The 23,551-nt window shown below is 73.5% G+C and carries 24 protein-coding genes; 9 read left to right on the top strand and 15 right to left on the bottom strand.

What is annotated here, in order from left to right; translation table 11 throughout:
- Positions 1-207 precede the first annotated feature (207 nt).
- From ACRAS8_RS16010 to ACRAS8_RS16000, 3 genes are read left to right on the top strand one after another with little or no spacing between them, the layout of a single operon-like run.
- Positions 208-642, top strand: coding sequence for a SnoaL/DnrD family polyketide biosynthesis methyl ester cyclase (locus ACRAS8_RS16010; protein WP_438486726.1), 435 nt, complete (start codon positions 208-210; stop codon positions 640-642).
- A gap of 3 nt (positions 643-645) precedes the next feature.
- Complete coding sequence (locus ACRAS8_RS16005; protein WP_438486725.1) at positions 646-1,485, top strand: SDR family oxidoreductase; 840 nt, start codon at positions 646-648, stop codon at positions 1,483-1,485.
- Between the two features lie 10 nt (positions 1,486-1,495).
- A complete protein-coding gene (locus tag ACRAS8_RS16000) occupies positions 1,496-2,386 on the top strand; it encodes an NmrA/HSCARG family protein (protein ID WP_438486724.1) in 891 nt (296 codons plus the stop codon).
- Positions 2,387-2,450: 64 nt separating this feature from the next.
- Here the strand turns inward: ACRAS8_RS16000 and ACRAS8_RS15995 are convergent, their stop codons facing one another.
- The 8 genes from ACRAS8_RS15995 to ACRAS8_RS15960 form a co-directional block, all read right to left on the bottom strand.
- Complete coding sequence (locus ACRAS8_RS15995) at positions 2,451-2,906, bottom strand: ester cyclase (RefSeq protein WP_438486723.1); 456 nt, start codon at positions 2,904-2,906, stop codon at positions 2,451-2,453.
- Positions 2,907-2,934: 28 nt separating this feature from the next.
- Positions 2,935-3,972 (bottom strand): zinc-binding dehydrogenase, encoded by a 1,038-nt coding sequence (locus ACRAS8_RS15990; protein ID WP_438486722.1) that lies wholly within the window; start codon positions 3,970-3,972, stop codon positions 2,935-2,937.
- Positions 3,969-4,829 (bottom strand): SDR family oxidoreductase, encoded by an 861-nt coding sequence (locus ACRAS8_RS15985; protein ID WP_438486721.1) that lies wholly within the window; start codon positions 4,827-4,829, stop codon positions 3,969-3,971. The genes ACRAS8_RS15990 and ACRAS8_RS15985 overlap by 4 nt, the downstream gene beginning before the upstream one ends.
- A 174-nt stretch (positions 4,830-5,003) precedes the next feature.
- On the bottom strand, positions 5,004-5,378 hold the full coding sequence (locus ACRAS8_RS15980) for an ectoine synthase (RefSeq protein ID WP_438486720.1): 375 nt from the start codon (positions 5,376-5,378) through the stop codon (positions 5,004-5,006).
- 84 nt (positions 5,379-5,462) lie between these two features.
- Positions 5,463-6,494 (bottom strand): anthranilate phosphoribosyltransferase, encoded by a 1,032-nt coding sequence (locus ACRAS8_RS15975; RefSeq protein ID WP_438486719.1) that lies wholly within the window; start codon positions 6,492-6,494, stop codon positions 5,463-5,465.
- Between the two features lie 2 nt (positions 6,495-6,496).
- Entirely contained in the window at positions 6,497-6,766 is a 270-nt protein-coding gene (locus tag ACRAS8_RS15970; protein WP_438486718.1) for a phosphopantetheine-binding protein, read from the bottom strand.
- A 179-nt stretch (positions 6,767-6,945) separates the two neighbouring features.
- Positions 6,946-8,283, bottom strand: coding sequence for an SWIM zinc finger family protein (locus ACRAS8_RS15965; RefSeq protein ID WP_438486717.1), 1,338 nt, complete (start codon positions 8,281-8,283; stop codon positions 6,946-6,948).
- Positions 8,283-11,090 carry a DEAD/DEAH box helicase gene (locus ACRAS8_RS15960; RefSeq protein WP_438486716.1) on the bottom strand — a complete coding sequence of 936 codons (2,808 nt, stop codon included), beginning with the start codon at positions 11,088-11,090 and terminating at the stop codon, positions 8,283-8,285. Before ACRAS8_RS15960 ends, ACRAS8_RS15965 begins: the two co-directional genes overlap by 1 nt.
- A gap of 232 nt (positions 11,091-11,322) precedes the next feature.
- On the opposite strand from ACRAS8_RS15960, the gene ACRAS8_RS15955 reads away from it, so the two are divergent.
- A complete protein-coding gene (locus ACRAS8_RS15955; RefSeq protein ID WP_438486715.1) occupies positions 11,323-12,006 on the top strand; it encodes a dTDP-4-dehydrorhamnose 3,5-epimerase family protein in 684 nt (227 codons plus the stop codon).
- Positions 12,007-12,032: 26 nt separating this feature from the next.
- Here the strand turns inward: ACRAS8_RS15955 and ACRAS8_RS15950 are convergent, their stop codons facing one another.
- On the bottom strand, positions 12,033-13,442 hold the full coding sequence (locus ACRAS8_RS15950) for an NDP-hexose 2,3-dehydratase family protein (RefSeq protein WP_438486714.1): 1,410 nt from the start codon (positions 13,440-13,442) through the stop codon (positions 12,033-12,035).
- Between the two features lie 216 nt (positions 13,443-13,658).
- Here ACRAS8_RS15950 and ACRAS8_RS15945 point away from each other — a divergent pair, with 216 nt between their 5' ends.
- Positions 13,659-14,654, top strand: a complete 996-nt coding sequence (locus ACRAS8_RS15945; protein ID WP_438486713.1) for a Gfo/Idh/MocA family protein — start codon at positions 13,659-13,661, stop codon at positions 14,652-14,654.
- Here ACRAS8_RS15945 and rfbB read toward each other — a convergent pair.
- Positions 14,554-15,612 (bottom strand): dTDP-glucose 4,6-dehydratase, encoded by a 1,059-nt coding sequence (rfbB, locus tag ACRAS8_RS15940; protein ID WP_438486712.1) that lies wholly within the window; start codon positions 15,610-15,612, stop codon positions 14,554-14,556. The two genes, ACRAS8_RS15945 and rfbB, sit on opposite strands and share 101 nt — an antisense overlap.
- Entirely contained in the window at positions 15,609-16,676 is a 1,068-nt protein-coding gene (locus ACRAS8_RS15935; protein ID WP_438486711.1) for a glucose-1-phosphate thymidylyltransferase, read from the bottom strand. Before ACRAS8_RS15935 ends, rfbB begins: the two co-directional genes overlap by 4 nt.
- A 224-nt stretch (positions 16,677-16,900) precedes the next feature.
- Here ACRAS8_RS15935 and ACRAS8_RS15930 point away from each other — a divergent pair, with 224 nt between their 5' ends.
- Positions 16,901-17,032 carry a hypothetical protein gene (locus ACRAS8_RS15930; protein ID WP_438486710.1) on the top strand — a complete coding sequence of 44 codons (132 nt, stop codon included), beginning with the start codon at positions 16,901-16,903 and terminating at the stop codon, positions 17,030-17,032.
- 26 nt (positions 17,033-17,058) lie between these two features.
- Here the strand turns inward: ACRAS8_RS15930 and ACRAS8_RS15925 are convergent, their stop codons facing one another.
- The gene (locus tag ACRAS8_RS15925) at positions 17,059-18,006 is read right to left on the bottom strand and encodes a serine/threonine dehydratase (protein WP_438486709.1); all 948 of its coding nucleotides are present in this window, start codon (positions 18,004-18,006) and stop codon (positions 17,059-17,061) included.
- Positions 18,007-18,107: 101 nt separating this feature from the next.
- Positions 18,108-18,671: a YbaK/EbsC family protein gene (locus tag ACRAS8_RS15920; RefSeq protein ID WP_438486708.1), complete on the bottom strand. Its 564-nt coding sequence runs from the start codon at positions 18,669-18,671 to the stop codon at positions 18,108-18,110.
- A gap of 375 nt (positions 18,672-19,046) precedes the next feature.
- On the opposite strand from ACRAS8_RS15920, the gene ACRAS8_RS15915 reads away from it, so the two are divergent.
- From ACRAS8_RS15915 to ACRAS8_RS15905, 3 genes are all read left to right on the top strand, one after another.
- Positions 19,047-19,877, top strand: coding sequence for a glycerophosphodiester phosphodiesterase (locus ACRAS8_RS15915; RefSeq protein ID WP_438490503.1), 831 nt, complete (start codon positions 19,047-19,049; stop codon positions 19,875-19,877).
- A 431-nt stretch (positions 19,878-20,308) separates the two neighbouring features.
- Positions 20,309-21,631 carry an acyltransferase family protein gene (locus ACRAS8_RS15910; protein WP_438486707.1) on the top strand — a complete coding sequence of 441 codons (1,323 nt, stop codon included), beginning with the start codon at positions 20,309-20,311 and terminating at the stop codon, positions 21,629-21,631.
- Positions 21,632-21,834: 203 nt separating this feature from the next.
- Entirely contained in the window at positions 21,835-22,677 is an 843-nt protein-coding gene (locus ACRAS8_RS15905; RefSeq protein ID WP_438486706.1) for an arylamine N-acetyltransferase family protein, read from the top strand.
- 53 nt (positions 22,678-22,730) lie between these two features.
- On the opposite strand, the gene ACRAS8_RS15900 is transcribed toward ACRAS8_RS15905, so the two are convergent.
- On the bottom strand, positions 22,731-23,126 hold the full coding sequence (locus tag ACRAS8_RS15900) for a RidA family protein (RefSeq protein WP_438490502.1): 396 nt from the start codon (positions 23,124-23,126) through the stop codon (positions 22,731-22,733).
- Between the two features lie 155 nt (positions 23,127-23,281).
- Positions 23,282-23,533: a hypothetical protein gene (locus ACRAS8_RS15895; RefSeq protein ID WP_438486705.1), complete on the bottom strand. Its 252-nt coding sequence runs from the start codon at positions 23,531-23,533 to the stop codon at positions 23,282-23,284.
- Between the last annotated feature and the right edge of the window lie 18 nt (positions 23,534-23,551).

Below are 23,551 nucleotides of genomic sequence, written 5' to 3'. Positions count from 1 at the left end.
GGTCTCTCGGGGTGCCGGAAAAAGCTGCTGCACGCGTGCACCACCATGATCTGGACAGGCCGCGCACTATCGCTGGAAAAGAATTCGAGTACCGGTGGAGCGGGGCAATTCCGTGGTTGCCCGCCCGCCCGGCAGACGCGAAACTACGGGATATCCCTCAGCATCGAACCGCCCCGGAATGCGGGCGGAAATCCGACGGAGGAATTCATGAGCAGTCAAATAGCCGCGGTGCGCCGCATGGTGGCGGCGTACAACACCGGCGAAACCGGCGACGTCGCGGAGTTCATCCACCCGGAATATCTGAATCCGGCGTCGCTGGAGCACATGGACCTGCGGGGCCCGGATGCCTTCGCGATGGCCGTGAAGTGGCTCCGGATGACGTTCTCGCAGGAGGCGCATCTGGAGGAGGTGGCGCTGGAGGAGCGCGGTGACTGGGTGCGGGCCCAGCTCGTCCTGTACGGCCGCCACGTCGGCGACCTCGTGGGGATGGCGCCGACCGGCCGCCGTTTCTCCGGTGAGCAGACCCACCTGATCCGCTTCGTCGACGGCAAGATCCGCGACCACCGTGACTGGCCCGACTACCAGGGCACCTACCGGCAGCTGGGGTCGCCGTGGCCCGAGCCCGGCGGCTGGAGGGACTGAACCATGATTCTTGTCACCGGAGCGACCGGCAAGGTGGGCCGGGAAGCCGTACGGCAACTGTCCGGCCTCGGTCACCGGGTGCGGGCGCTGACCCGCAGGCCCGGTCAGGCCGACTTCCCCGAGGGCGTCGAGCCCGTCGGTGGCGACGTATCCGATCCGGCGTCCCTCACCGCCGCTTTCGAGGGCGTCACCCAGGCGCTCGTCGTGCTCTCCGGCGAGGTGTCCGCCGGGGCCCGCAACGTCGCCGCGGCGGCCGCCGCGGCCGGCACCGGGCATGTGGTGCTGCTGTCGTCGGCGAGCCTGGAGCACCCGCTGCCGCACGCCATCGCCGACGAACACCGCGCTGCGGAGGAGGCGTTCACCGCCGCCGGCGTGACCACGACCGTCCTGCGTCCCGGCCCGTTCCACGCCAACACCACCTGGTGGGCCGAGACAGTCCGGGAGCGGGGCGAGGTACGCGACTGGATCGGCAACAACCCCGGGGCGCCGGTCGACGAGTACGACATCGCGTCGTGCGCCGTCGCGGCGCTCACCGGGGCCGGCCCCCGCGGCGGGACGCATCTGCTGACCGGCCCGGAGGTGCTGACCTCCGAGGAGCAGGCCCGCATCCTGAGCGGGGTGCTCGGCCGCGAGCTGACGTTCTCCGTGGCGCCGGCCATGGAGGTCGTGGAGATCTTCACGCGCCTGGGCGGAGACCGGGCGGCCGCTGTGGGCAACGTCGCCGCCCTGCGCAGCCCGCAGGTGCCCTGGGCGCGGCCCACGGCGGCCGTACAGGAACTGACGGGCCGCGCTCCGCGCCCGTACCAGGAGTGGGCCGCCGCCAACGCGGCCCTGTTCGGCTGAGGGGCAGGCGATGACGAACGAGACGACCGGCACCGTCCTGGTGCTCGGGGCGACCGGTCAACAAGGCGGGGCCACCGCGCGCGAGCTGGTGCGGCGCGGCCGGACCACCGCGGCGCTGGTGCGCGACCCCCGGTCGGCGGCCGCCCGGGCGCTGGCGGCCGAGGGCGTCCGGCTGGTCCGCGGCGACCTGGACGACGAGGCGTCGCTGCGGGCGGCCATGACCGGCGTGCACGGCGTGTTCTCCGTGCAGAACTTCATGACGCCGCAGGGGCTCGGTGGCGAGGTCCGCCAGGGCCGCGCGGTGGCCCGGGCCGCGCGGGACACCGGCGTGGCACACGTGGTCTACAGCTCGGTGGGCGGCGCCGAACGCCACAGCGGCGTACCGCACTTCGACTCCAAGCGGCACATCGAGCGGTACCTGGCGGAGCTCGGGGTGCCGACGACGGTGCTGCGCCCGGCGTTCTTCATGGACAACTTCGCGGCGAACGGGCCGTCCACCGAGGAGGGAACGCTGGTGGTGCGGCTGGCGCTCCGGCCCGGCACCCGCGTGCAGTTCGTCGCCGTGGCGGACATCGGCTTCTTCGCGGCGGAGTCCTTCGACCGGCCGGACGTCTATCTGGGCCGGGCGCTGGAGCTGGCGGGCGACGAACTGACGGCCACCGAGGTGGCCGCCGCCTTCGCGGCGCACAGCGGCCGCCCGGCACGGTTCGAGGAGCTTTCGCTCGACACGGTGGCCGCGAGCCCGCACATCCCCAACGCCCCGGAGATCTCGCTGATGTTCGAGTGGTTCCAGGAGCATGGGTACCGCGCGGACATCCCGGCGCTCCGCGCGCTCCACCCGGGGCTGCTGACCTTTGCGGACTATCTGAAGGGCGCCGTCCCGACGGCCGCGGCCGGCTGACCCGCACACGTCCCGGGGCCGGAACCGTGGTGGCGGTTCCGGCCCCGGGACGTGTGCGGGTACCTCACATGACGTCGGCGTCGACGAAGCCCAGCTCCTTGAGCATCGGCAGGTAGTTGAAGACGTCGTAGTGCTCGATGACCCGCCCCGCGTCGTCGAACCGCAGCTCCTCCAGCATGTACCAGGTGACCTTCCGGCCGGTGGCCTTCTTGCCCAGGAAGTCGCCGCCGTGGGTGGCGGTCACCGTGATGCGGAGGATCACCCGGTCGCCCTCGGCGACGATGCTGCGGCACTCCAGCCGCAGACCGGGGAAGGCGGCGAGCCCGCCGCGCATCGCGGCGACCATCCGGCGGGAATCGACGGGCCGGTCCTCGGAGAAGTGCTGGATGTCGGGGGACCAGTGGCGGGTGATGCCCTCCAGCTCACCCCGGTTCCAGGCGGCGACCATGGAGAGCGCCAGCTCCTTGTTGCGTTCGTGCACGGACGTGTGGGCGGGCGCGGGGGTGACAGATGCGGTCATGACGGGTTCCTCTCAACGGGTGGGTGGGTCACGGGATCAGGACGTGCTTGCCGACAGTGGTGCCGTCGAGGAGCGCGCGGACGGCGCCCGCGGCGTCGTCCAGCGGGTGGCGGGCCGCGATCCGCGGGCTGAGGACGCCCTCGTCGACCAGGCGGAACAGGGCGGCGAGGGCGGCGTCGAAGCCCGCGCCGGGCTTGACGTAGTACATGCACTGGCGACGGCCGGAGGTGAGCTTGAAGGTGCGGGCCGCCCAGCGCACCGCGGTGCGGCGCAGCGCCGGAACGTGCGGCCTGAACCACTGGCCGGGGCGGTACCCGGCCACCGACGAGTCGAAGGAGACCAGGGTGCCGCCGTCGGCGAGCATCGCCCAGCCGGCGTCGAGCCCCCGCCCGCCGATGTGGTCGAAGACCGCCTGGACACCGCCCGGCACCAGCTCCCGCACTGCGGACGGCAGGTCGGGCGTCCGGTAGTCGAGAGGTTCGGCGCCCAAGGCGCGGACGGCGTCGTGCTTGGCCGGCGAAGCCGTGCCGAGGACGCGTACGCCGTGGTGGACGGCGAGTTGGGTGAGGAGGGTGCCCACCCCGCCGCTCGCGCCGTGCACCAGCGCGGTGTCGCCGGGGCCCAGCGCGGCCAGCCGGTGCAGCATCTCGTGGGAGGTCACGCCGTTGGTGACCAGCGCGACGGCGACGGCCGCGTCCAGGTGCTCCGGTACGGCCGCCAGGGTCTTCGCGGACGTCTCGACGTACTCCTGCCAGGCGCCGTGCCGGGGCATCGCCGCGACGCGGTCGCCGACGCGCCAGCGGGTGACATCCGAGCCCGCCGCGACGATCCGGCCCACCAGGTCGTAGCCCGGCACGAACGGGAAGCGGGGTGGGAAGGGGTGGAGGCGCCGGAGCATCTGCACCTCGGCGTAGGAGACGCCCGCGGCCTCGACCTGGACGACGACCTTGCCGCGGCCGGGCACCGGGCGCGGGTCCCGGCAGGACACCAGCCGCGTCTCGGGGGCCCCGCTGCCGGTCATCATGATCCGGGCGTTGGCGGTCCGGTGGGCGGCGTCCGCGGTCATGTGGTCCCTCTCCGGGAGTGCGGTATGAGGTCGGTGGCGTGGTCGGCGGCCCACCGGGCGAAGGTGCGGGCGGGCCGGCCGGTGACCCGCCGTACGGTGTCGAGCGGCACGGGCGGGTGGACGAGCGCGTCGGCGAGATATCCGAGCACCATCTCGACCACCGGCCCCGGCATGAACCGGCCCAGCTCCGCGCGCGCCGCGTCGGGGCTGATCTCCTCGAAGGCGACGGGGGCGCCCCTCGCCGCGGCGAGGGCCGCGGCCTGCTCCGCCTGTGTCAGGGCCTGGGGCCCGGTGAGGTGGTACGCCTGTCCCTCGTGGCCGTCCTCCAGGAGAGCGGCCACCGCCACGTCGGCGACGTCCGCCTCGTGGATCAGGACGCGCCGCGCCCCGGCGTACGGGCCCCGGACCACGCCCTCCGTGCGGAGCGAATGCCCCCATTTCCACAGGATGTTGTTGGCGAACTCGTCCGGGCGGACGAAGGTCGCCGCCAGCCCGGACTCCTCGACCGCCCGCTCCACCGCGGCGTGGTGGGCACCGCTGTGGTTGTCCCCGGAGGTGTCGAGCACCGACGAGGAGGAGAGCACGACGATGCGCCGCACCCCGGCCCGCTTCGCCAGGGCCACCACCTCACGCGCCGTCCCCGGCTCCGGGAAGAGGTAGAGCCGCTCCGCCCCCGCCAGGGCCGCGGTGAGCGTGTGCGGCCGCGTCAGATCTCCTTCGTACACCTCGGTGCCGGCGGGGAGACCGGCCTCCTGCGGGCGCCGGGTCAGGGCCCGTACGGGGGCGCCGGCGGCGAGGAGGCCGTCGACCACATGGCGGCCGACCGCTCCCGTCGCTCCTGTCACCAGAACTGTCACGCCTAGCTCCATGCTGTCGGTGGTGTCGGTGGTGTGGGTCTTCGCCGCGCGGGCTGCGAGGCCGTGGCGCCGCCGGCCGGCACGGCCTTGCCGGCGGCGCGGGGGCCGGGCCGGCGGCCGCCCCCGGCGCCGGGAGCGGTCCCCGCACGGCAGCGGGCCCGTCCCGGGTGACCGTCAGTAGTGCGAGAAATCGGCGGAGTCGAGGTTGTGCGCCTCATCGCCGCGGAGCGCGGGGGTGAAGATGCACACCAGGCGCAGGTCCTCGTGCGGGGCGGCCACCAGCCAGTGGGCGTCGTGGCGGTCCAGCGCGTAGAGCGTGCCGGGGGTGATCGGGTGGGAGACGCCGTCGCCGTCGATCACCTCTCCGCTGCCGTCGATGCAGTAGCAGCTCTCCAGGTGATTGCGGTACTCCAGGCGGGACTTGGTGCCTGCCCGCACCACGGTGTCGGTGACGGTGTAGCCGACGCCGTCGGCCTCGGTGAGAAAGCGGCGGCTGACGCCGTTGCCCCATTCGACGCTGGTGACGTCGTCGAGCTTGCGGACGATCATGTCGGTCGGTCCTTTCGGTGAGGGGTCAGGGCCCGGCGGTGCGGCGTCGGTGCCGCGGGGGCCGGCGGGCCCGGTCGGGGGGTGTCAGGCCGGGGCCGGCGCCGTGGCGCACAGCCGGCCGAGCAAGGCGAGCGCGGCGCCGTCGCGCAGGGCACTGCGGGCGGCACGCAGCGCCTCGGGCCAGTCGCCGGTGGCGTGGGCGGCGACGGCGAGCGCGGCCGCGTTGAGGCAGACGGTGTCCTCGGCCGCGGGGTGGCCGTCGCCGGCCAGCAGCGCCCGGAAGCCGGCCACCGGATCGGGACCCGGCCGGAGGTCTGCCAGGCCACCGCCGCGCAGGCCGAGGGCGGCCGGGTCGAGGGTGAACGCGTCCTCGCTGCCCTTGGCGAAGGTGTGCAGGCGGTTCGGGGCGAAGCCGAGCAGTTCGTCGGCGCCCGCGTCGTTGCCGCACAGCCACACCGTCCGGCCGGTGCGGTGCGCGGTGTGCGCGGCGGCGTGGCGCAGCCCGGTGTGCAGGCGCGGGTCCGAGACCCCGGTGAGCTGGGCGGCCACCGGCATGTCGGCGAGGAAGGGCCCCATGGCGTTCACGAAACGGCCCAGGCGGCGGAAGTCCATCGGCAGCACGCTGCGGGCGAGCCACACGATCTCCTCGGGGTAGACGAAGGCGCCCGGGAAGGCGAGGCCGCAGCGGTCCAAGGTGTCCAGAGTCTGGTCGTACGACGTCGTCGTCGCGATGCCCAGGCGGTCGAGGAGGTCGTGGGAACCGAGGGCCGAGGTGTGGGCGCGCGAGCCGGTCTTCACCACGCGGACGCCCATGGCCGCCGCGACGAACGCGGCTGCCGTGGAGAGGTTGAGGGTGCGCGGGCCGCCTCCGGTGCCGACGATGTTGACGGCGTCGCGGAACGCCCCGGAGGGCGGCTGAGGGCGGCGTTCGGCGAGCGAGTCGAGCAGCCCCGTCAGGCCGGTGCGGCACGGCATCCGGGTGGCGAGCGACGCGAGCAGCGCCACGCTCTCCCCCCGGCGCAGCGTGCCGTCCCGGAGCCCTTCCCACAGGGACCGCCATTCGTGCGGTTCCACCGGCCGGTCCCGGGTGAGCAGGGCGGTGACGGCGGGGTGCATGACTAGGCGGCCTCCGCCCCGGCTGCGGCGGCCTTCGCCCGTACGACGAACGCGTCGATGGCGGCGACGGACCGGAACGACTCCGGGTCCAGCTCGGTGTCGTCGGTATTGAGGGCGTAGGTGTCCTCCAGCCAGGCGATCACCTTGAGCAGCCCGAGACTGTCGATGATCCCGTCCGCGAGCAGATCCTGGTCGTCGGCCAACTCGCCCGCGGGCACGTCGGGCAGAAACTCACCGACGAGGAACTCCTTGATGGCCTGGGCATGTGACATGGCGGTTCTCCCTGATGAGGCGGGGGTCCGTGACGACACGATCGTGGTCGCACCGTCTGGAGGCTCGTTCGAGCCATGCTCTACGCCACCTGGGGCGGTGGGGGAGCGGGGAGAACGGCCGCGCCCGGCCCCTGCGGCAGGGACCGGGCGCGGTCGGTGGCGGTACGGAAGGCGGGCGGTCAGGCGTCCCCCACCGGATCCGCCGGACTTGCCGGCTCCAGCAGTTCGGCCAGGGCCGACGACGGGTCGGTGTCGGGGGCGCCCGCCGGCCACCAGACGCCGGACGTGCGGCGGTACGGGTACCACCGTCCGTCGCGGCCCTGCCGCAGCTGGAGGCCGCGACCGGTCAGGGTCCAGCGGTTGCCGTCCGCCGTGAACGGCGACGGCTCCCCGGCCTCCGCCTCGTCCCAGGCGGCCAGCAGCGCGGTACGGGCCCGGGCCGTCTCCTGCTCGGACGGAGCCCAGCACTCCTCCAGGACCTCCAGGCCGGCCCGGCCGCCGGTGCGCCAGGCGGCCGCAGCCCGGTCCAGCCCATCCGGATCACCGCAGGACTCCCGCAGCCGGGCCCGTACGCGCGGGTCGGGGTGGGTGGCGGCGAGCCGTACGGTGTCCTGCCACCCGTTCAGGGGCGGGGGCGGCTCCGTGGCGGAGGTGAGGAGCGCGGCGAGCAGCTCCCGCGCCCGGACGGCGGCGTCCGCGGCGAGCACCTCCAGGGGGTCGGCCCCGATGCCGGTGACCGGGGCGCCGGAACGCTGCAGCGGCCCGGGCAGCGGCGGCAGCGGTGGCAGCGGGACGGCGGGACGGTCATAGGCCTGCCGGTTGGCCTCCCAGAGGCGGTCGTCCGGCCCGGCCCCGGCACCCGGCTCCGGTCCGGCCGTCCCGTCCTCGTCGTCCGGCCCCTCGTCGTCCTCATCCCCCGCCGTCCCGGTCATCGCCTGGAACAGCACGGCGCACTTCAGCTCCTCCAGGGCGCTCTCGGCGTCCCGGCCACGCAGGAGCAGCAGCAGCCACGGATCCTCGTCGAGCAGCCACCCCACCTGGTAGCCCAGGGCCGTGGCATGGGGGCAGGGGTGGTCGAGACCGTCACAGTCGCACTCCGCGCCCAGGTCCGCGTAGCCGGGCAGCAGCCCCACCCGCGCGTCCTCCGCCGCCTCCAGCAGCTCCTCGGGAACCTCACCTGCCAGCAGCGCCTCGGTCACGGCGGGCCGGTCCGCGCAGTGCTCCCAGAGCCGCTCCCACGCGTTGTCGTCCAGCTCCTGCGGCGTGAGAACGGTGGTGAAGGCTTCCTCACCGCCATACACATCGGCCGCGATCCGCCCCGGGCCGAGGGTGACCGGGCCGATCCGCCCGCTGCGTGCGAGGGTCCGGCCCTCCTTCAAGGGCCCCTCCTCCGGCCAGGCGTCCTCCACCGCACCGGCCCAGGACTTCGCCCAGAAGGAGCGGCCGCGGACGCGTCCGCCCCGCCGGGCCGGGAAGGCGGGAAAACCCCGTGCCCGGCTGCTGTCCGACCCGCTCATCACATGCTCCTCAGTTCCACAAGGTTGGCCAGTTCGGCGTTGGTCAGCTCCGTCAGCGCCTGCTCGCCCGCACCGAGCACCGCGTCGGCCAGCTCCTTCTTGGACTCCAGCAGTCGCGCGATGCGGTCCTCGACCGTGTCCTCGGCGATCAGCCGGTGCACCTGGACGGGACGGGTCTGCCCGATGCGGTACGCGCGGTCGGTGGCCTGTGCCTCCACCGCCGGGTTCCACCAGCGGTCGTAGTGGACGACATGGTCGGCGCGGGTGAGGTTCAAGCCGGTGCCGGCCGCCTTCAAGGACAGCAGGAAGACGGGGAAGGCGCCGTCCTGGAAGGACCGCACCAGTTCCTCCCGCCGGGCCACGGGCGTGCCGCCGTGCAGCAACCGCGCCTCGACGCCGCGTTCGCGCAGATGACGTTCGAGGAGCCGGCCCATCGTGACGTACTGCGTGAAGACCAGCGCCGCGCCGTCCTCGGCGGTGATGGTGGCGAGCAACTCGTCGAGGAGAGCGAGCTTGCCGGAGCGCCCGGGCAGGAGCCCGTCCTCCTCGCCGAGGAACTGCGCCGGGTGGTTGCAGATCTGCTTCAGGCCGGTGAGCAGCTTGAGGACGAGTCCGCTGCGGGCGATGCCCGTGCCGGCCCGGATCTCGGCCATCACCTCGTCGACCTGCTTACGGTAGAGGGCTTCCTGCTCGCCGGTGAGCGCCACCGGGCGGTCGGTCTCGGTCTTGGGCGGGAGTTCGGGCGCGATGCCGGGATCGGTCTTGCGCCGCCGCAGCAGGAAAGGCCGTACCAGGTCGGCGAGGAGGCGGGCGGTCGTCTGTTCCTCGACACCCTCCCGGCGCTCCGCCTCGATGGGCGCGATCCAGCGGCGGCGGAAGCGGCCGTACCCGCCGAGGAGCCCGGGGGTGGTCCAGTCGAGGATCGACCACAGCTCGGCGAGGCTGTTCTCGACCGGGGTGCCGGTGAGCGCGATCCGCGCCTGCGCGGGGATGTGCCGCAGCGCCCTCGCCGTACCGGAGCGGGCGTTCTTCACATGCTGGGCCTCATCGGCGACCACCAGTCCCCAGCGCTGCCCGGCGAGCTCCCCCGCGTCCAGGCGCATGGTGCCGTACGTGGTGAGGACGAAGCCGTCGGCGGCGCCGTCGAGCGCCCGGCCGGGGCCGTGGTAGCGCCGCACGGGGGTGCCCGGGGCGAACCGGCTCACCTCGCGCTCCCAGTTGCCGAGCAACGAGGCGGGGCAGACCACCAGCGTGGGGCCCCGGCTGTGCGTGTGCTCCTGGCGGACCAGGTGCAGGGCGATCAGCTGGACGGTCTTGCCCAGGCCCATGTCGTCGGCGAGGCAGCCGCCGAGGCCGAGCGCGGTGACCCGCTCCAGCCAGCGCAGACCGCGCAGCTGGTAGTCGCGCAGGGTGGCGGTGAGCGCCGCCGGCTGTGCCAGGGGCGCGCCGCCGTCGTCGGGGGCGGCCAGGCACCGGCGCAGGGCGTCCAGCCAGGGCCCGGGGGCGACCCGGATGCGCTCCTGCCCCACCTCGGCGTAGCCGGTCAGCGCCACGGCGAGGGCTTCGATCGCGGTCAGCGGCGGCAGTTCCGGCTCGCGCGCCTTGCGTGACAGGGCGGCGTCGACGAGGGCCCAGCGGCCACGCAGCCGCACCACGGCCCGACCGTCCTCCGCGACGGCGGCGGTCTCCACGTCGGTGAGTGGTTCCCCGTCCAGCTCGATCCGCCACCGCATGCCGACGGTGCCGTCACCACCGAAGAAGGAGCGGAGTTCGGCGGGCGGTTCGCGGTCGGCGCCGACCACCACCCGGGCGGTCAGCGCCCGCGCGGCGTCCTTCGGCCAGACCACGTCGACGCCCTGGGCGGCCAGCCGGTGGGCGGCACCCGAGAGCAGCTCCCGGACCTCCGCATCGTCGAGGACGAGCCGGCCGGGCACCGGGATCAGCCGCTCCAGCGGCGGCCACACACCGGCGGCCCGGCGGAGGGCGAGGACCGTCTCGGCCTGGGCGCGCGGGCCGAGCGCGTGGTCGGCGCTGCGGAACAGCTCGTCCGCGTCGAGGGCGAGATCCGGGTGGGCGAGGCTGTGGGCCCGGGGCACGAGGTGGGGGACGGGCGGCCGCCCGCCGTCCGCGGCCAGCTCGATCCGCAGGGAAACCCGGACACCGGAGTCGAGTCCGGCGGAAATCTCCTCGGCCCACCTCCGCAGGTGGGGCACGTGCTGCGGCGCGGTGGCCGCGAACGCGTCCCGGCCCGTGGCGGCGGGTGCCGCCGCGGTGCGCGGCAGGGTGTCGGCGACCGCGTCGGCGAAGGCGCGTACCAGCTCCGCGGGGTCGGTACCCGGCGCCGCGAAAGCCTCGGCGGGCGCGGCCTCGGCCAGCTCTCGCAGCCGCCTGGCGTCCTCAGGGTCGAGGGGCCCGGCCCGCCAGGCGTCGTACCCGCCGGCGGAGACGCCGGGCAACAGGCGCTCGCGGGCGGTCAGGTGCAGCCCCAGTGCCAGCGCGCCGCCCCAGAACGCCGCCGCCCGGTGGGCGCCGGTGCCGGCCCGGCCACGGGCGAGCATCAGGGCGGGGAGGGCGTCGGCGAGGGGCAGCCGCAGGACGGGCACCCGGCGCAGGGTCACCTCCCCCGCCGCGCCGCCGGGTGCCACCAGCTCGGCCGCGCCCTGCTCGCCCGTGGCCGGGCCGGGTGGCGGGGCGCCGCCCGCCGGGTCCCAGAAGACGACGCGACCCGTCCGCGCCGGGTCGCCCGGCTCGAACACGACCGCGTACTGCGCCAGCAGTTCCGCCTCTTCGCGTGCCATCCACACCATGCGTTCTGTTTTCTCCTGGCTGGGTCCATCGAACTGCCGTTTGTCGGAGTACCGGTCCTGTGGAAGTGCTGGTTCTGTCGGAGTGCTGTGAACGACGGCGGGGGCCGCCGTGTTCCCGAACAGCCGGGCGGGATGGCCGGTTTACCGCCGGCGCGGCGTGGTCGTCGACCGATGCTCCAGGGCGGTTCCGCAGACTCGGGGCGCGATGGCACATCAGCTCCCAGGAGGACAGATGACCGGCCCCTTCCGCCCCGCAGGTCCCGCACCGACCGCCCCCAGGACGTTTGCCACCCCCACCGCGGACGTCCGTGAACTGGCGGTCGCCGGCTGCTTCCTGTTCACCCCTCGGGTGTACCGGGACCGGCGGGGCATGTTCGTCTCGCCGCTCCAGGACGAGGCGATCGTCCGGGCGGTGGGGCACCGTATGCCGCTCGCCCAGACCAACCACACCCGCTCGGCCCGGGGCGTCGTGCGGGGCGTGCACTTCACCACCGCCCCTCCCGGCCAGGCCAAGTTCGTCAACTGCGTCCGCGGCCGGGCCAAGGACGTGGTGGTGGACCTGCGGTCGGGTTCCCCCACCTTCGGGGCCCTCGACACCGTCGAGCTGGACGCCGAGTCGTTCCGAGGCGTGTACCTGCCGGACGGGGTGGGCCACGCCTTCCTCTCCCTGGAGGACGACACGGTGATGTCGTACCTGGTGTCGACGCCGTACCGGGCCGAGCTGGAGCAGGCGGTCGACCCGCTCGACCCGGCGCTCGGCTTGCCCTGGCCGGACCGGGGGCGCTTCACGCTCTCGGACCGGGACGCCGCCGCGCCGAGCCTCGCCGAGGCCACGGCGCGCGGCCTGCTCCCGCGATACGAGGACTGCCTCGCCCTCGCCGAGGAGCGCCGCCGCGCCACCCACGCGGGATGCTGACGCCGCGGCCGCCGCCCGGTGGCCGCTCACACGCGAGCGGCCACCGGGCGGCGCCGTGCGGCGGCGTGGTCCTCGGGCAGGAACCCCAGCAGGGTCAGCAGGGAACGCGCCTCCACGTTGAGGTGGTTCCCGTGCTGCACGAACGTCATGAGCTGACGCATCGTCATCCACGCATAACCGGGCGGCACCTCGTCCGGAAAGCCGTCGTCGGCCTCGACGAGCAGATACCGGCTGCGGGCATGGTGGAACCGCCCGCCCTCCTCGGACTGGACGGTGTCGAACCGGATGCTCCCGGGCGCCGCGGCCTCCACCACGTCCAGGAACGGCGGCCGGGCGGCGGCGCCGAGCCCGCCCAGCGTCGTGGCGGCATAGTCGGCGGGCTGGCACTGCACGGTGGGCGCCATCTCGACGCGGTCCAGCGCCCCGGTCTCGACCCGCGCCTGCACCAGCAGATGCAGGACGCCCCTCACCCGCCGGGCGAGGAACGCCACGACGCCCTGGCTGCGCGGCGCGAACAGCGGCTGCGACCAGCCGCTCACCTCGCGGTTGGGTGCCTCGACACGGACGCCGATGACGGTGAAGTGCCGCCCCCTGTCATGGGAGATCATGCCGTCGCGCAGCGACCAGCCCTCGATACCGGCCAGCGGGACCAGCCGCCGCTGCAGAGTGCACCCGGCCTTCGCCTCGGTGAACCAGCTCAGCAGCTCGGCGGTGGTGTGACGGGCGGGCGCCCCGGGCTGCCAGGATCGGGCCAGTGCGGCGTCGAAGGAGTCCTCGCCCGCCGCTGCCGCCACCGGACGGCGCAGCCAGGTGGCACCGGACAGGACCGTGCGGGTGTCCATGTTGACCAGGTCGTCGTGGTGGAGGAGTTCGGCGATCCGGTCGAAGGTGAGCCAGCAGAAGTCCTCCAGGACCGGGACGTCCTCATCGGTCCGGACGATCATGTTGCGGTTGCGTTTGGCGAGAAACCAGGCGGCCTGCTCGGACTGGAGCGCGTCGGAGAGGATCTGCCCCCGGCGCGGCGCGATGAAGTGGTCGAGGTAGGGGACGGGCCGGCCGCCGTGCACCCGGGTGTAGTTGCTCCTGGTGGCCTGCACCGTCGGCGACAGCTGCACCAGATTGACGTTGCCGGGCTCCATCTTCGCCTGCAACAGGCAGTGCGGGACCCCGTCGAACTCCTTCACCAGGATGCCCAGGATGCCGTGTTCAGGCTGCGCGATGATGGGCTGCTGCCACGCGTCGACGGCCCGGCCCGAGCAGGTGACGTCAAGTCCCCGGACGGAGAAGAACCCTCCGCTGCGGTGGCGGAGGTCGCCCGAGCCGTCCGCCGGCGACCATCCGTCGAGCCGGTCGAGCGGGACCCGGGTCACGCGGTACGCATGGGCCCGGCGCCGTCGGTCGAACCAGCGGTGGAACGAGGCGGTGTCGGCGAACACGAGGGTCTCCCGTCGATTGCTGCGGTACCCGGCGGGCCGGGCCGGCGCCCGGAACCACCTCGCCCACACGGTGGTGGCCGCCCCGGATCACCCCCGGCAGTGTGGCCGCACCCTCTTGAGCCCAGCTCGACCTGGGGTCGAGCACCCGCGCCCAGACTCGGGGCACCCGGGCCCCGGACCGCGGGAGCCGCCACCACACGACCGGAAGGCACGCACATGACCCGACCGCTGCGCTTCGGGGTGCTGGGCTGCGCCGACATCGCCCGGCGCCGGATGCTCCCCGCGATGGCCGTCGCCGCGGACATCGAGATCGCCGCCGTCGCCAGCCGCTGCCAGGCCCGCGCCGCCGAGGTGGCTGCCGCCCACGGCGCCCGCCCGGTGTCCGGATACGACCGTCTCCTGGCCGACCCGTCGGTGGACGCGGTGTACGTACCGTTGCCCGTGGCGCTGCACGCCGAGTGGGTGGCGGCGGCCCTCGACGCAGGCAAGCACGTCCTGGCGGAGAAGCCCCTGACAACCGACCCGGCGACCACCCGGACCCTGCTGGCGCGGGCCGCCGGGAAGGGTCTCGTACTGCGCGAGAACGTGCTCTTCGTCCACCACGGACGGCACGCGGCCGTACGCGCCCTGATCGCCGACGGCGCGATCGGCGCGCCCCGGGCGCTGCACGCGGCGTTCACCGTTCCCGCCCCCGGCGACGACAACATCCGCCACCAACCCGACCTGGGGGGCGGCGCGTTGGCCGACATCGGCCTGTATCCCGTGCGGGCCGCGGTGCATCTGCTGGGCGTGGGTCTGCGGGTGGCCGGCGCCGTGCTGTCCACCGCGCCGGGCCGCCGGGTGGAGACCTCCGGCGCCGCACTGCTTCACCGCCCCGACGGCGTGAGCGCGCAGCTGACCTTCGGGATGGACCACGCCTACCGATCGGAGTACGAGGTGTGGGGCAGCGAGGGCCGCCTCCGCGTGGACCGCGCCTTCACCCCGCCGGCCGACCTCGAACCGGAGATCGTCGTGGAGCGGGCGTCGGGCACCCGCACGGTGCGGCTGCCCGCAGAGGACCAGGTGGCGGCGGCACTGTCCCGCTTCACCCGGGCGGTGCGGGAGGGCACCCTCACCCCGCCCGACGTACCGGAGACGCTGGCCCAGGCGGACCTGCTGGACGCGATCCGGCGCGCGGCCGCCGGCTCGCGAGCGACGGGGTCCGGCGGATGAGCGGCTCCCACCAGGAGCGGTGCTCCCGGTACCAGGCCACCGTCTCGGCGAGCCCCCGGGTGAAGTCCTTCCGGGGGCGGTAACCGAGCCCCTCGGTGATCTTGCGGCAGTCGACGGAGTAGCGGCGGTCGTGGCCCGGGCGGTCCTCGACGGCGTCTACGCGGGACCAGTCGGCGCCGCACGCCTCCAGCAGCAGCCCGGTCAGCTCCCGGTTGGTCAGTTCGGTGCCGCCCCCGATGTGGTAGATCTCGCCCGCCCGTCCGCCGGTGCGGACCAGCTCGATGCCCTGGACATGATCGTCGACGTGCAGCCAGTCCCGGACATGGCCGCCGTCCCCGTAGAGCGGCACCCGGCCGCCGTCCAGCAGCCGGGTGATGAACAGCGGGATGACCTTCTCCGGGAACTGGTGGGGGCCGTAGTTGTTGGAGCAGCGGGTCACGCGGACGTCGAGCCCGTGGGTGCGATGGTGGGCGAGGGCCAGCAGATCGCTGGACGCCTTCGCCGCGGAGTACGGCGAGCTGGGCGCCGGCGCCTGGCTCTCCGGCCAGGAGCCGCTGTCGATCGATCCGTAGACCTCGTCCGTGGAGATGTGCACGAAGACCTTCGGCCCGTGGCGTACAGCGGCGTCGAGCAGGGTGTGCGTCCCGACGACGTTGGTGCGCACGAAGCCGGCACCGTCCAGGATCGAGCGGTCGACGTGCGATTCCGCGGCGAAGTGCACGATCTGGTCGTGCGCGGCCACCAGATCGTCGACGAGCGGGGCGTCGCAGATGTCGCCCCGCACGAACGCGAACCGGTCACTGCCGCGCACCGCGTCGAGGTTGGCGGGATTGCCCGCGTACGTCAGGAGGTCCAGCACGGTGACCGTCACACCGGGGTCGCCGTCCGGACCGAGCAGGGTGCGGACGTAGTGCGAGCCGATGAAGCCCGCGCCGCCGGTCACCAGGATCCGCGTCATGAGAAAATCTGCACCTTGCTGTAGTCGCCGACGATGAGTTGGTGGGCTGCCGGCGTCCGGGGGGCCGGAGTGACGCTCACGTTGCGGCCGATGAGGGACGCCTGGACGCGCCGCACCCCGTCGAGGCGGGACTCCCCCAGAACGATGGAGAACTCGATCTCGGTGTCCTCCACCAGGCAGTTCTCCCCTATGGAGGTGTAGGGGCCGACATACGAATCACTGATCACGGTGCCCGCGCCGATGACCGCGGGACCGACCACGCGCGATCCGCACACCCGGGCACCCGCCTCGACCCGCACCCGGCCGATCAGCTCGCTCCCGGCGTCGACGGTGCCGTCGTTCCGCGCCTCCAGCCCCTCCAGGACCGAGCGGTTCACCTCCAGCATGTCCTGCACGTTGCCGGTGTCCTTCCAGTAGCCGGAGATCACGGTGGACCGCACGTCGTGCCCCCCGTCGATCAACCACTGGATGGCGTCCGTGATCTCCAACTCGCCTCGGTCGGACGGCCGGATGGCCCGTACGGCGTCGTGGACGGCGGCACCGAAGAGGTACACCCCGACGAGCGCGAGGTCGCTCTTGGGCTTCTCCGGTTTCTCCTCCAGACCGACCACCTGCCCGTCCGTGTCCAGCTCCGCGACGCCGAACGCCGTCGGGTCGGACACCCGGGTCAGCAGGATCCGCGCGTCGGGGCGCTCGGCCGCGAACTCCTCCACCAGCGAGGTGATGCCGCCCACGATGAAGTTGTCGCCGAGGTACATCACGAAGTCGTCCTCGCCCAGGAACTCCCGGGCGATCAGCACCGCGTGGGCCAGCCCCAGCGGTGCCTCCTGCCGCAGGTATGTGACGTCGAGCCCGAAACGGGAGCCGTCACCCACCGCCGCCCGGATGTCGTCGGCGGTGTCGCCCACCACGATGCCGACCTCGGTGATCCCGGCCTCGGCGATGGCTTCCAGGACGTAGTACAGGACCGGCTTGTTGGCCACCGGCACCAGCTGCTTCGGCGAGGTGAGGGTGAAGGGGCGCAGGCGGGTCCCTGAGCCTCCGGACAGGACAAGAGCCTTCATGCCCGGCATGATGCTCCACCGTCCTTGACTGCCGCTGGTGAGCCGATCGCGCCCGGCAGGACCGCGCCACCGCGGTGCGCACCTCCACGCACGGGAAAACCCTCCGCCCCGGCGGATTTCCGGGGTCGTTGCAAGATGTGGTCGTGTTGATCAGGCTGCGAGCAGTTTGTTCAACGCCGGTACCACGTCCGCCTGCGCGGAGCGGCCTGCCGGCCGAGCGTGCGGTGGTCGAGGACGCCGTCCACCAACTGCGCGGCGAGGACGAGGTCGAGGCGCATCTGCGGCAGCGGGACGCCGGGGCGCTGACGATCGCGTACACCACCCCGGTGGTGTACGCGACCTTCCGCCGGCCCTGACGCATCGGAGATCCGTCAGCAGCGCCCTAGCGCGGGACGAGATCCCCCGGGTCCGTGTTCGCACCGCACAGCACGACGCAGACCGTCTCTCCGGGCGCGGGGGCGTAGGCGCCGGACCGGAGGGCCGCGAGGGCGGTGGCGCCGGCCGGTTCGACGGCGATGCGGTAGGCGTCCCACAGGTGTTGGCGGGCGGCCACGATCGCGTCGTCGGGGACCAGGACCGAGCGGGTGCCGGGGTGTTGGGCCCAGTCCAGGGCGGCCGGGGAGACCAGGCGGGCGCCCAGGGCGTCGGCGGCGACGGAGCGGACCTCGACCGGGACCGGGGCGCCCGCCGCGAGCGCCGCGTTCAGCGCCCGGGAGTGCTCGGGTTCGACGGCCACGGTCCGGATGCCGTGGTGGTCGGCGGCCGCGGCGGTGCCGGCGAACAGCCCGCCGCCGCCGGCCGCCACGATCACCGTGTCGACCGCGGGCAGCGCGGCGGCGACCTCTTCGAGGAGGGTGCCGGCCCCGGCGGCGATCAGGGGGTGGTCGTAGGCGTGGGACTCCAGCGCGCCGGTGTCGGCCGCGTACGCGCGGGACGCCGCCAGGGCCTCGGAGTACTCCGTCCCGACCTGGTGCACCCGGGCGCCGAGCGCCCGGAGTCCGGCCACCTTCACCGCGGGGGAGGTCTCCGGCAGGAACACGTCGGCGGGGACGCCGTGCCGGGCCGCCGCCCAGGCGCAGGCGATCCCGGCGTTGCCACCGGAGGCGATGACGACGCCGGCCTCCGGCATGGTGCCGGCTTCCTTGTGCGCGGCGGTGAAGTTGGCCGCGCCGCGGGCCTTGAAAGTGCCCGTGTGCTGCAGGAACTCGCAGGCGAACCACACCCGGGCGCCGTCGGGATCCGAGTCCGCGGGCGCGAGGGACACCGGCCGGACCTGCCCGGCGATACGGGCGGCCGCGGACTTCACCTCGTCGTAGGTGAGCTGGGGCATGGCAGAGCCTCCCGGAGTGCGGAGCCCGGGGCGTGGTGGGTGCCCGTTGCCGCCGCGGGCTCCTCGGCGGCAACGGTGGGGCTGGTCTTGACGGCCGGGTGTCAGCCGGCCAGCTGGGGGAGGACCTCGGCCCGGGGCAGCTGGGCCAGGAAGCGGCCGGGGAGGATGAGCTTGCCGCGGCGCCGGCCGCTGCCGATGAGCACGTACGGGCTGGCCGCGACCGCCTCGTCGATCAGCACCGGCCAGTCCGCCGGCAGGCCGAGCGGGGTGATGCCGCCGTACTCCATGCCGGTCTCCGCGACGGCGGTCTCCATGGGCGCGAAGCTGGCCTTACGGGCGCCGAGGTGCTTCCGGACCGCCTTGTTGACGTCGACGCGGGTGGTCGCCAGCGCGACACAGGCGGCGAAGGTGACCTCCTGGCCGCGCTTGGCGCTGACGATCACGCAGTTCGCGGAGGCGTCCAGCGGCACGTCGTAGGTCTCGCAGAAGGCGGCGGTGTCGGCCTTCTCCGGATCGGTGTCGACGACCAGCACCGACTCCGCCGGCTCGGCGCCCGCCCACGCGCGCAGGGCCGCGGCGGTGGGGTCCGCCACCAGTTCCGGACGCTCGACGGCGCGCCAGGCCGCGTCGAAACGACCGAACGGTGTGGTGAGGGAATTGATCATCTTTGCATCGTAGTTCAGGCGTCCCCGCCTGCCGAGGGACCGAGGTCCCGACCTCGCGGCCGGAGCGCTTTTCGGCCCGCTCGGATGGCCGCCTCCCGGCGGAGCCGCCGCCGAAGGGCTTGACCTGCGGAAAAGACCGGCGGAGGGGGCGTGCGGCGGGTCGGCTCGCGTGGCGGCGGGGGCGAGTGGGAGGCAGGGTCGGGAGGCAGGGCAGCTGCGGACTCATCGGACAGGCCCTAGGGGGCCGTACCTGACGCAGACGGCAGCGTCTGCGGTCGAGCGACCTGGAGGCTCCGCGTGCATGGGAGATCGGTGCGGATCCGGCGGCCGTTGCGGGCCGCGTCCGGTGCGTGCGCTTTCCTCGTCACGGTGACCATGGCCTCGTCGGCGCTGGCGTCCGGTCCGGAGGGACGGCAGCAGTTGGCCACCCGGGGCGGGACGTTCGTGAAGCTGCCGGAGGAGCGTGGCACGCCGTTCGTGATCGCCCACCGGGGCGCGTCCCGCTACGCGCCGGAGAACACCCTCGCGGCCGTCGACGCGGCGCACCGCCGGGGCCTGGTGTGGGTCGAGAACGACGTGCAGCGGACCAGGGACGGGCGGCTGATCGTGCTGCACGACACCACGCTCAACCGGACCACCGATGCCGCGAAGGTGTTCCCGGACCGGGCGCCGTGGAGGGTGGGGGAATTCACCGCGGCGGAGATCGCGCGGCTGGATGCCGGGAGTTGGTTCGGGAAACGGTTCGCGGGCGAGCGGGTGCCCACGCTCGCCGACTATCTGCACCGGCTGGACCGCAATCAGCAGGGGCTGCTGCTGGAGCTCAAGGCGCCCGAGCAATATCCGGGAATCGAGGCGCAGACGCTGCGCGAACTGCGGGCGCTGGGCTGGCTGGACCGGGTGCATATCCGTCATCGGCTGGTGATCCAGAGCTTCTGTGTGCGCTGCGTGAAGCGGGTGCACAGGCTGATGCCGGAAGTGCGTACGGGAATTCTGGGGCGGCCGCCGATGAGCCGGCTGCGGCGTTATGCGCGGTTCGCCGATCAGATCAATCCCCGTATGGCGGAGGTCGGTTCGCGCTGGGCCCGGGCGGTGCACCGGCTGCGGGGGCCGCACGGTCGGCAGCTGGAGATCTTCGCGTGGGACGTGGGGACCGAGGCGAGTGTGCGGGCGGTGCGGGCGCGGGGCGTGGAAGGCGTCATTGACTGAACATCGACTGAACATCGGTGGAACGCCCGCTTGTTGGGGTCGGGTGTTCGGGCCGGGTGTTCGGGTTGGGTGTTCGGGTTGGGTGTTCGGGTTGGGTTTCGGGGCGGGTGGTTTTTTCGGGTGGGCCGGAGTTGCGGCCGTTCCTCCGGGGCCGGCCGGTGTAATCTCCCGCCCGAATTTGCGGGGTTCCGACCGGCGCAGGTGAAGGTGCGATGAAAGCCGGCGGCCCGGTGGGCGGTCGCGGCCGGGCGGGATTTACGGGATTCCGTCGGCGCGGCTAAGGTGCCGGAGATGTTCGCCGCCAAGCTCCTCGTAAAAAGACTAAGACGCTGGATTCGGTTTATGGGTTCCGTTGTGGAGCCCACTGCTTCTGTGGAGCCCACTGCTTCCCGGCGTCCGGGTCCTTCCGACGGCGCGTTCCGGGAGGGCCGTTGACGCACGAGATTCCGGCGTACGGCGAGCGGCGGGTGCCGCTGCCCGCGCCGCGGCAGATGCCGCAGGACCCGCCTTCCGGGGCGGATGCGGCCGGGGGCACGGACCGGGCAGGGCTCTCCACGGCGACGATCCCCGCGTCCTCGGCGGCCCCCGCGTCCTCGGTGGCTGGACCGGCGGCGCCGCCCGGGCCGACCGCGGGCGGCGGCGGAGGCGGGAGCGGCGGGCGGCACGCCAAGGGGCGCGCGGGCCGGGCGAGCGCCGGCACCGGCCGGGCGGCGGACACCGGCCCCCCGGCCACCACCCGCGACGCCTTCTTCGACAACGCGAAGTACCTGGCCATCGTGCTGGTGGCGATGGGGCACTCCTGGGAGCCGCTGCGCTCCGGCAGCCGGGCGGCGGCGGCGCTCTACCTCGCCGTCTACGCGTTCCACATGCCGGCCTTCATCATCATCTCCGGCTATTTCTCGCGCAGTTTCGACCTGCGCAGGGACCGGCTGCAGCGGCTGATCACCGGCGTCGCCGTCCCGTACGTCCTCTTCGAGGTCGCCTACACCTTCTTCAAGCGCTGGGCGGACCACGACCCGGGCTATCCGATCACCCTGCTCCAGCCGTGGTACCTGACGTGGTTCCTGGTCGCGCTCTTCATCTGGCGCCTGACCACCCCGCTGTGGAAGATCGTGCGGTGGCCGCTGCCGCTCGCGCTGGTCATCGCGGTGCTGGCGTCCGTCTCACCGGAGATCGGTGACGACCTCAACCTCCAACGGGTGCTGCAGTTCCTGCCGTTCTTCGTGCTGGGGCTCACCCTGCGGCCGGAGCACTTCCAGCTGCTGCGTCGCAAGGAGGTGAGGCTCGCCGCGCTGCCGGTCGTCGCCGGTGCGCTGGTCGTCGCCTACTGGGCCGCGCCGCGGATGAACGCCGCGTGGTTCTACCACCGCGACAGCGCACAGGAGTTGGGCGCCCCCTGGTGGAGCGGCGTGCTGATGACCCTGGCGATGTTCGGCTGCTCGCTGCTGCTGGTGGCCTGTTTCTTCGCCTGGGTGCCGGGCCGCCGGATGTGGTTCACGGCGCTGGGCGCGGGCACCCTCTACGGCTATCTGCTGCACGGCTTCCTCGCCAAGGGCTCGCGCTTCTGGCACTGGTACGACCACGCCTGGCTGCACACGCCGTGGGGGCAGGCGCTGCTCACCCTGGCCGCGGGCGCGCTGGTCACGCTGCTGTGCACGCCTCCCGTACAGCGGATCTTCCGCTTCGCCATGGAGCCCAGGATGACCTGGGCGTTCAAGCCGGATCCGACGGGGATCGCGCGCGGCCGCGGGTGAGCAACGCCGGGACGGGCTGGGCAGGAGCGGGGGTCCCCGCCGCTCGCTCCGTCGCGAGTCCTAGGGCCCGTCGGACAGGCCCTAGGTCCGGCCGCGGCGTGGCGTCGTCCCGTTGGCCGATACGGTGCGGTGGCGGTGTCTCGTAGGCTCCGTTGCGGCCCTCCCGACCTGGGAGGACGCCACGACGAAGGGGGACAGACACCATGACCGGATCCGGATCCACCTGGGGCGGCGAGCGGCTCGACCTGGACGCGTATCTGGCGCGCATCGGCTACGAGGGCGACCGCCGGCCGACCCTGGAGACGCTGCGGGCGCTGCACGCCGCGCACAGCGAGGCCATCGGCTTCGAGAACGTCGAGATCGTGCTGGGCCGCCCGATCCCGCTCGACCTGGAGACGCTGCAGGCCAAGATGGTCCGGCAACGGCGCGGCGGCTACTGCTACGAGCAGAACCTCCTCTACGCGGCCGCCCTGGAGCGCCTCGGCTTCCGGGTCTCCGGTCTCGGCGCGCGCATCCGGATGGGCGAGGACAAGGTGCGCCCGGTCACCCACGCCCTGCTGAAGGTGGAACTGGACGGTACGGACTGGATCACCGACGTCGGCTTCGGCGGCGAGGCGCTGCTCGCCCCGCTCCCGCTGCGGGACGGCGTCGAGGACCGGCAGGGCGCCTGGACCTTCGGCCTGGTCCGGGAGGCTCGGGAGAAGGAGACCGAGGCGTGGGTGCTGCGGTCGCTCCATGAGGACGGCTGGTTCGACCTGTACGCCTTCGGGACCGAGCAGCGCTTCCCGGTCGACTACACCGTCTTCAACCACTACATATCGACCCACCCGCGCTCGCCGTTCACCGGCAGGATCGTGGTGCAGAAGCCCGGGCACGGGCTGCGCCGCACGCTGGTCGGCCGGGAGCTGACCCGGACCCGGCCGGACTGGTCGCGGGAGGTACGCGAGGTCCCGCCGGAGGAGATCCCGGCCCTGCTGGACGCCGAGTTCGGGATCACGCTCTCGGCACCGGACGCCGAGGCGCTGGTGGCGACCTACGGGGAATGAGGGGAATGAGCGGTCCTTGGCCCTGTCGTCAAACTCCCGCCTGCCTTGTCGCGCTACCGCACCACCGCGATTCCCTCGATCTCCACCAGCGCCGTCTCGTCCCACAGGCGGGTGGCGCCGATGACCGCCATCGCCGGGAAGTCGCTGCCGACCAGGCGCTTCCACACCCGGCCCAGCTCCCCGGCATACCGGCGGTAGTCGGCCACGTCGACCGCGAAGACGGTGAGCTTGACCAGATCGGCGGGGGCGGCGCCGGCGGCGGCCGCCACCTCCAGCAGATTGCCGAGCGCCCGCTCGAACTGCGCGACGATGCCGTCCCCGACGATCCGCCCCGCGCCGTCGAGCGCGGTCTGCCCGGCGAGGAACACCAGCGTGCCGGGGGCGGTGACGCGCACGGCGTGGCTGAAACCGGTCGGTGGCGCGAGGTGCGACGGGTTCACCCGCTCCAGGCCGCCGCCGCTGCCACGATCGCCGCCGCGATCGGCACTGCTGGCACTGCCGCTGCGATCGGCGCTGTTGCCGCGATCGGCGCTGTTGCCGTGGCCGTCGTCGTTGCTGTCGCTCATTCCCGCCGGCTCCCTTCCGTCGCCAACTCGTCCCGCGCTCATAGGGATTGAAGCGCCTCCTGCTCCTCCCGGGGAAGTCGTTCATCGCAGACGACGAGCCCGAAGCCGGCCGGTGACGCCGGTGACACCGCTTCGTACATCGCCTGACGGCCGACCAGTTCCTCGATGGTCACCCGGCCCTCGGGCAGCGCCCGGTCGGTGATCCGCTTGCGGCGGTCCCCGGGGCTCGGCTTGGTGACCGGCGCCTCGCTCGCGGCCTGGCCGTCCGCTGCCCCTTCGGTGTCGGCCAACGCTGGTCCCTTCGCGGC

The sequence above is a fragment of the Streptomyces sp. S186 genome, from assembly GCF_051603415.1.
Taxonomy (GTDB): Bacteria; Actinomycetota; Actinomycetes; order Streptomycetales; family Streptomycetaceae; genus Streptomyces.
This window is presented reverse-complemented; position numbering and strand designations above follow the sequence as displayed.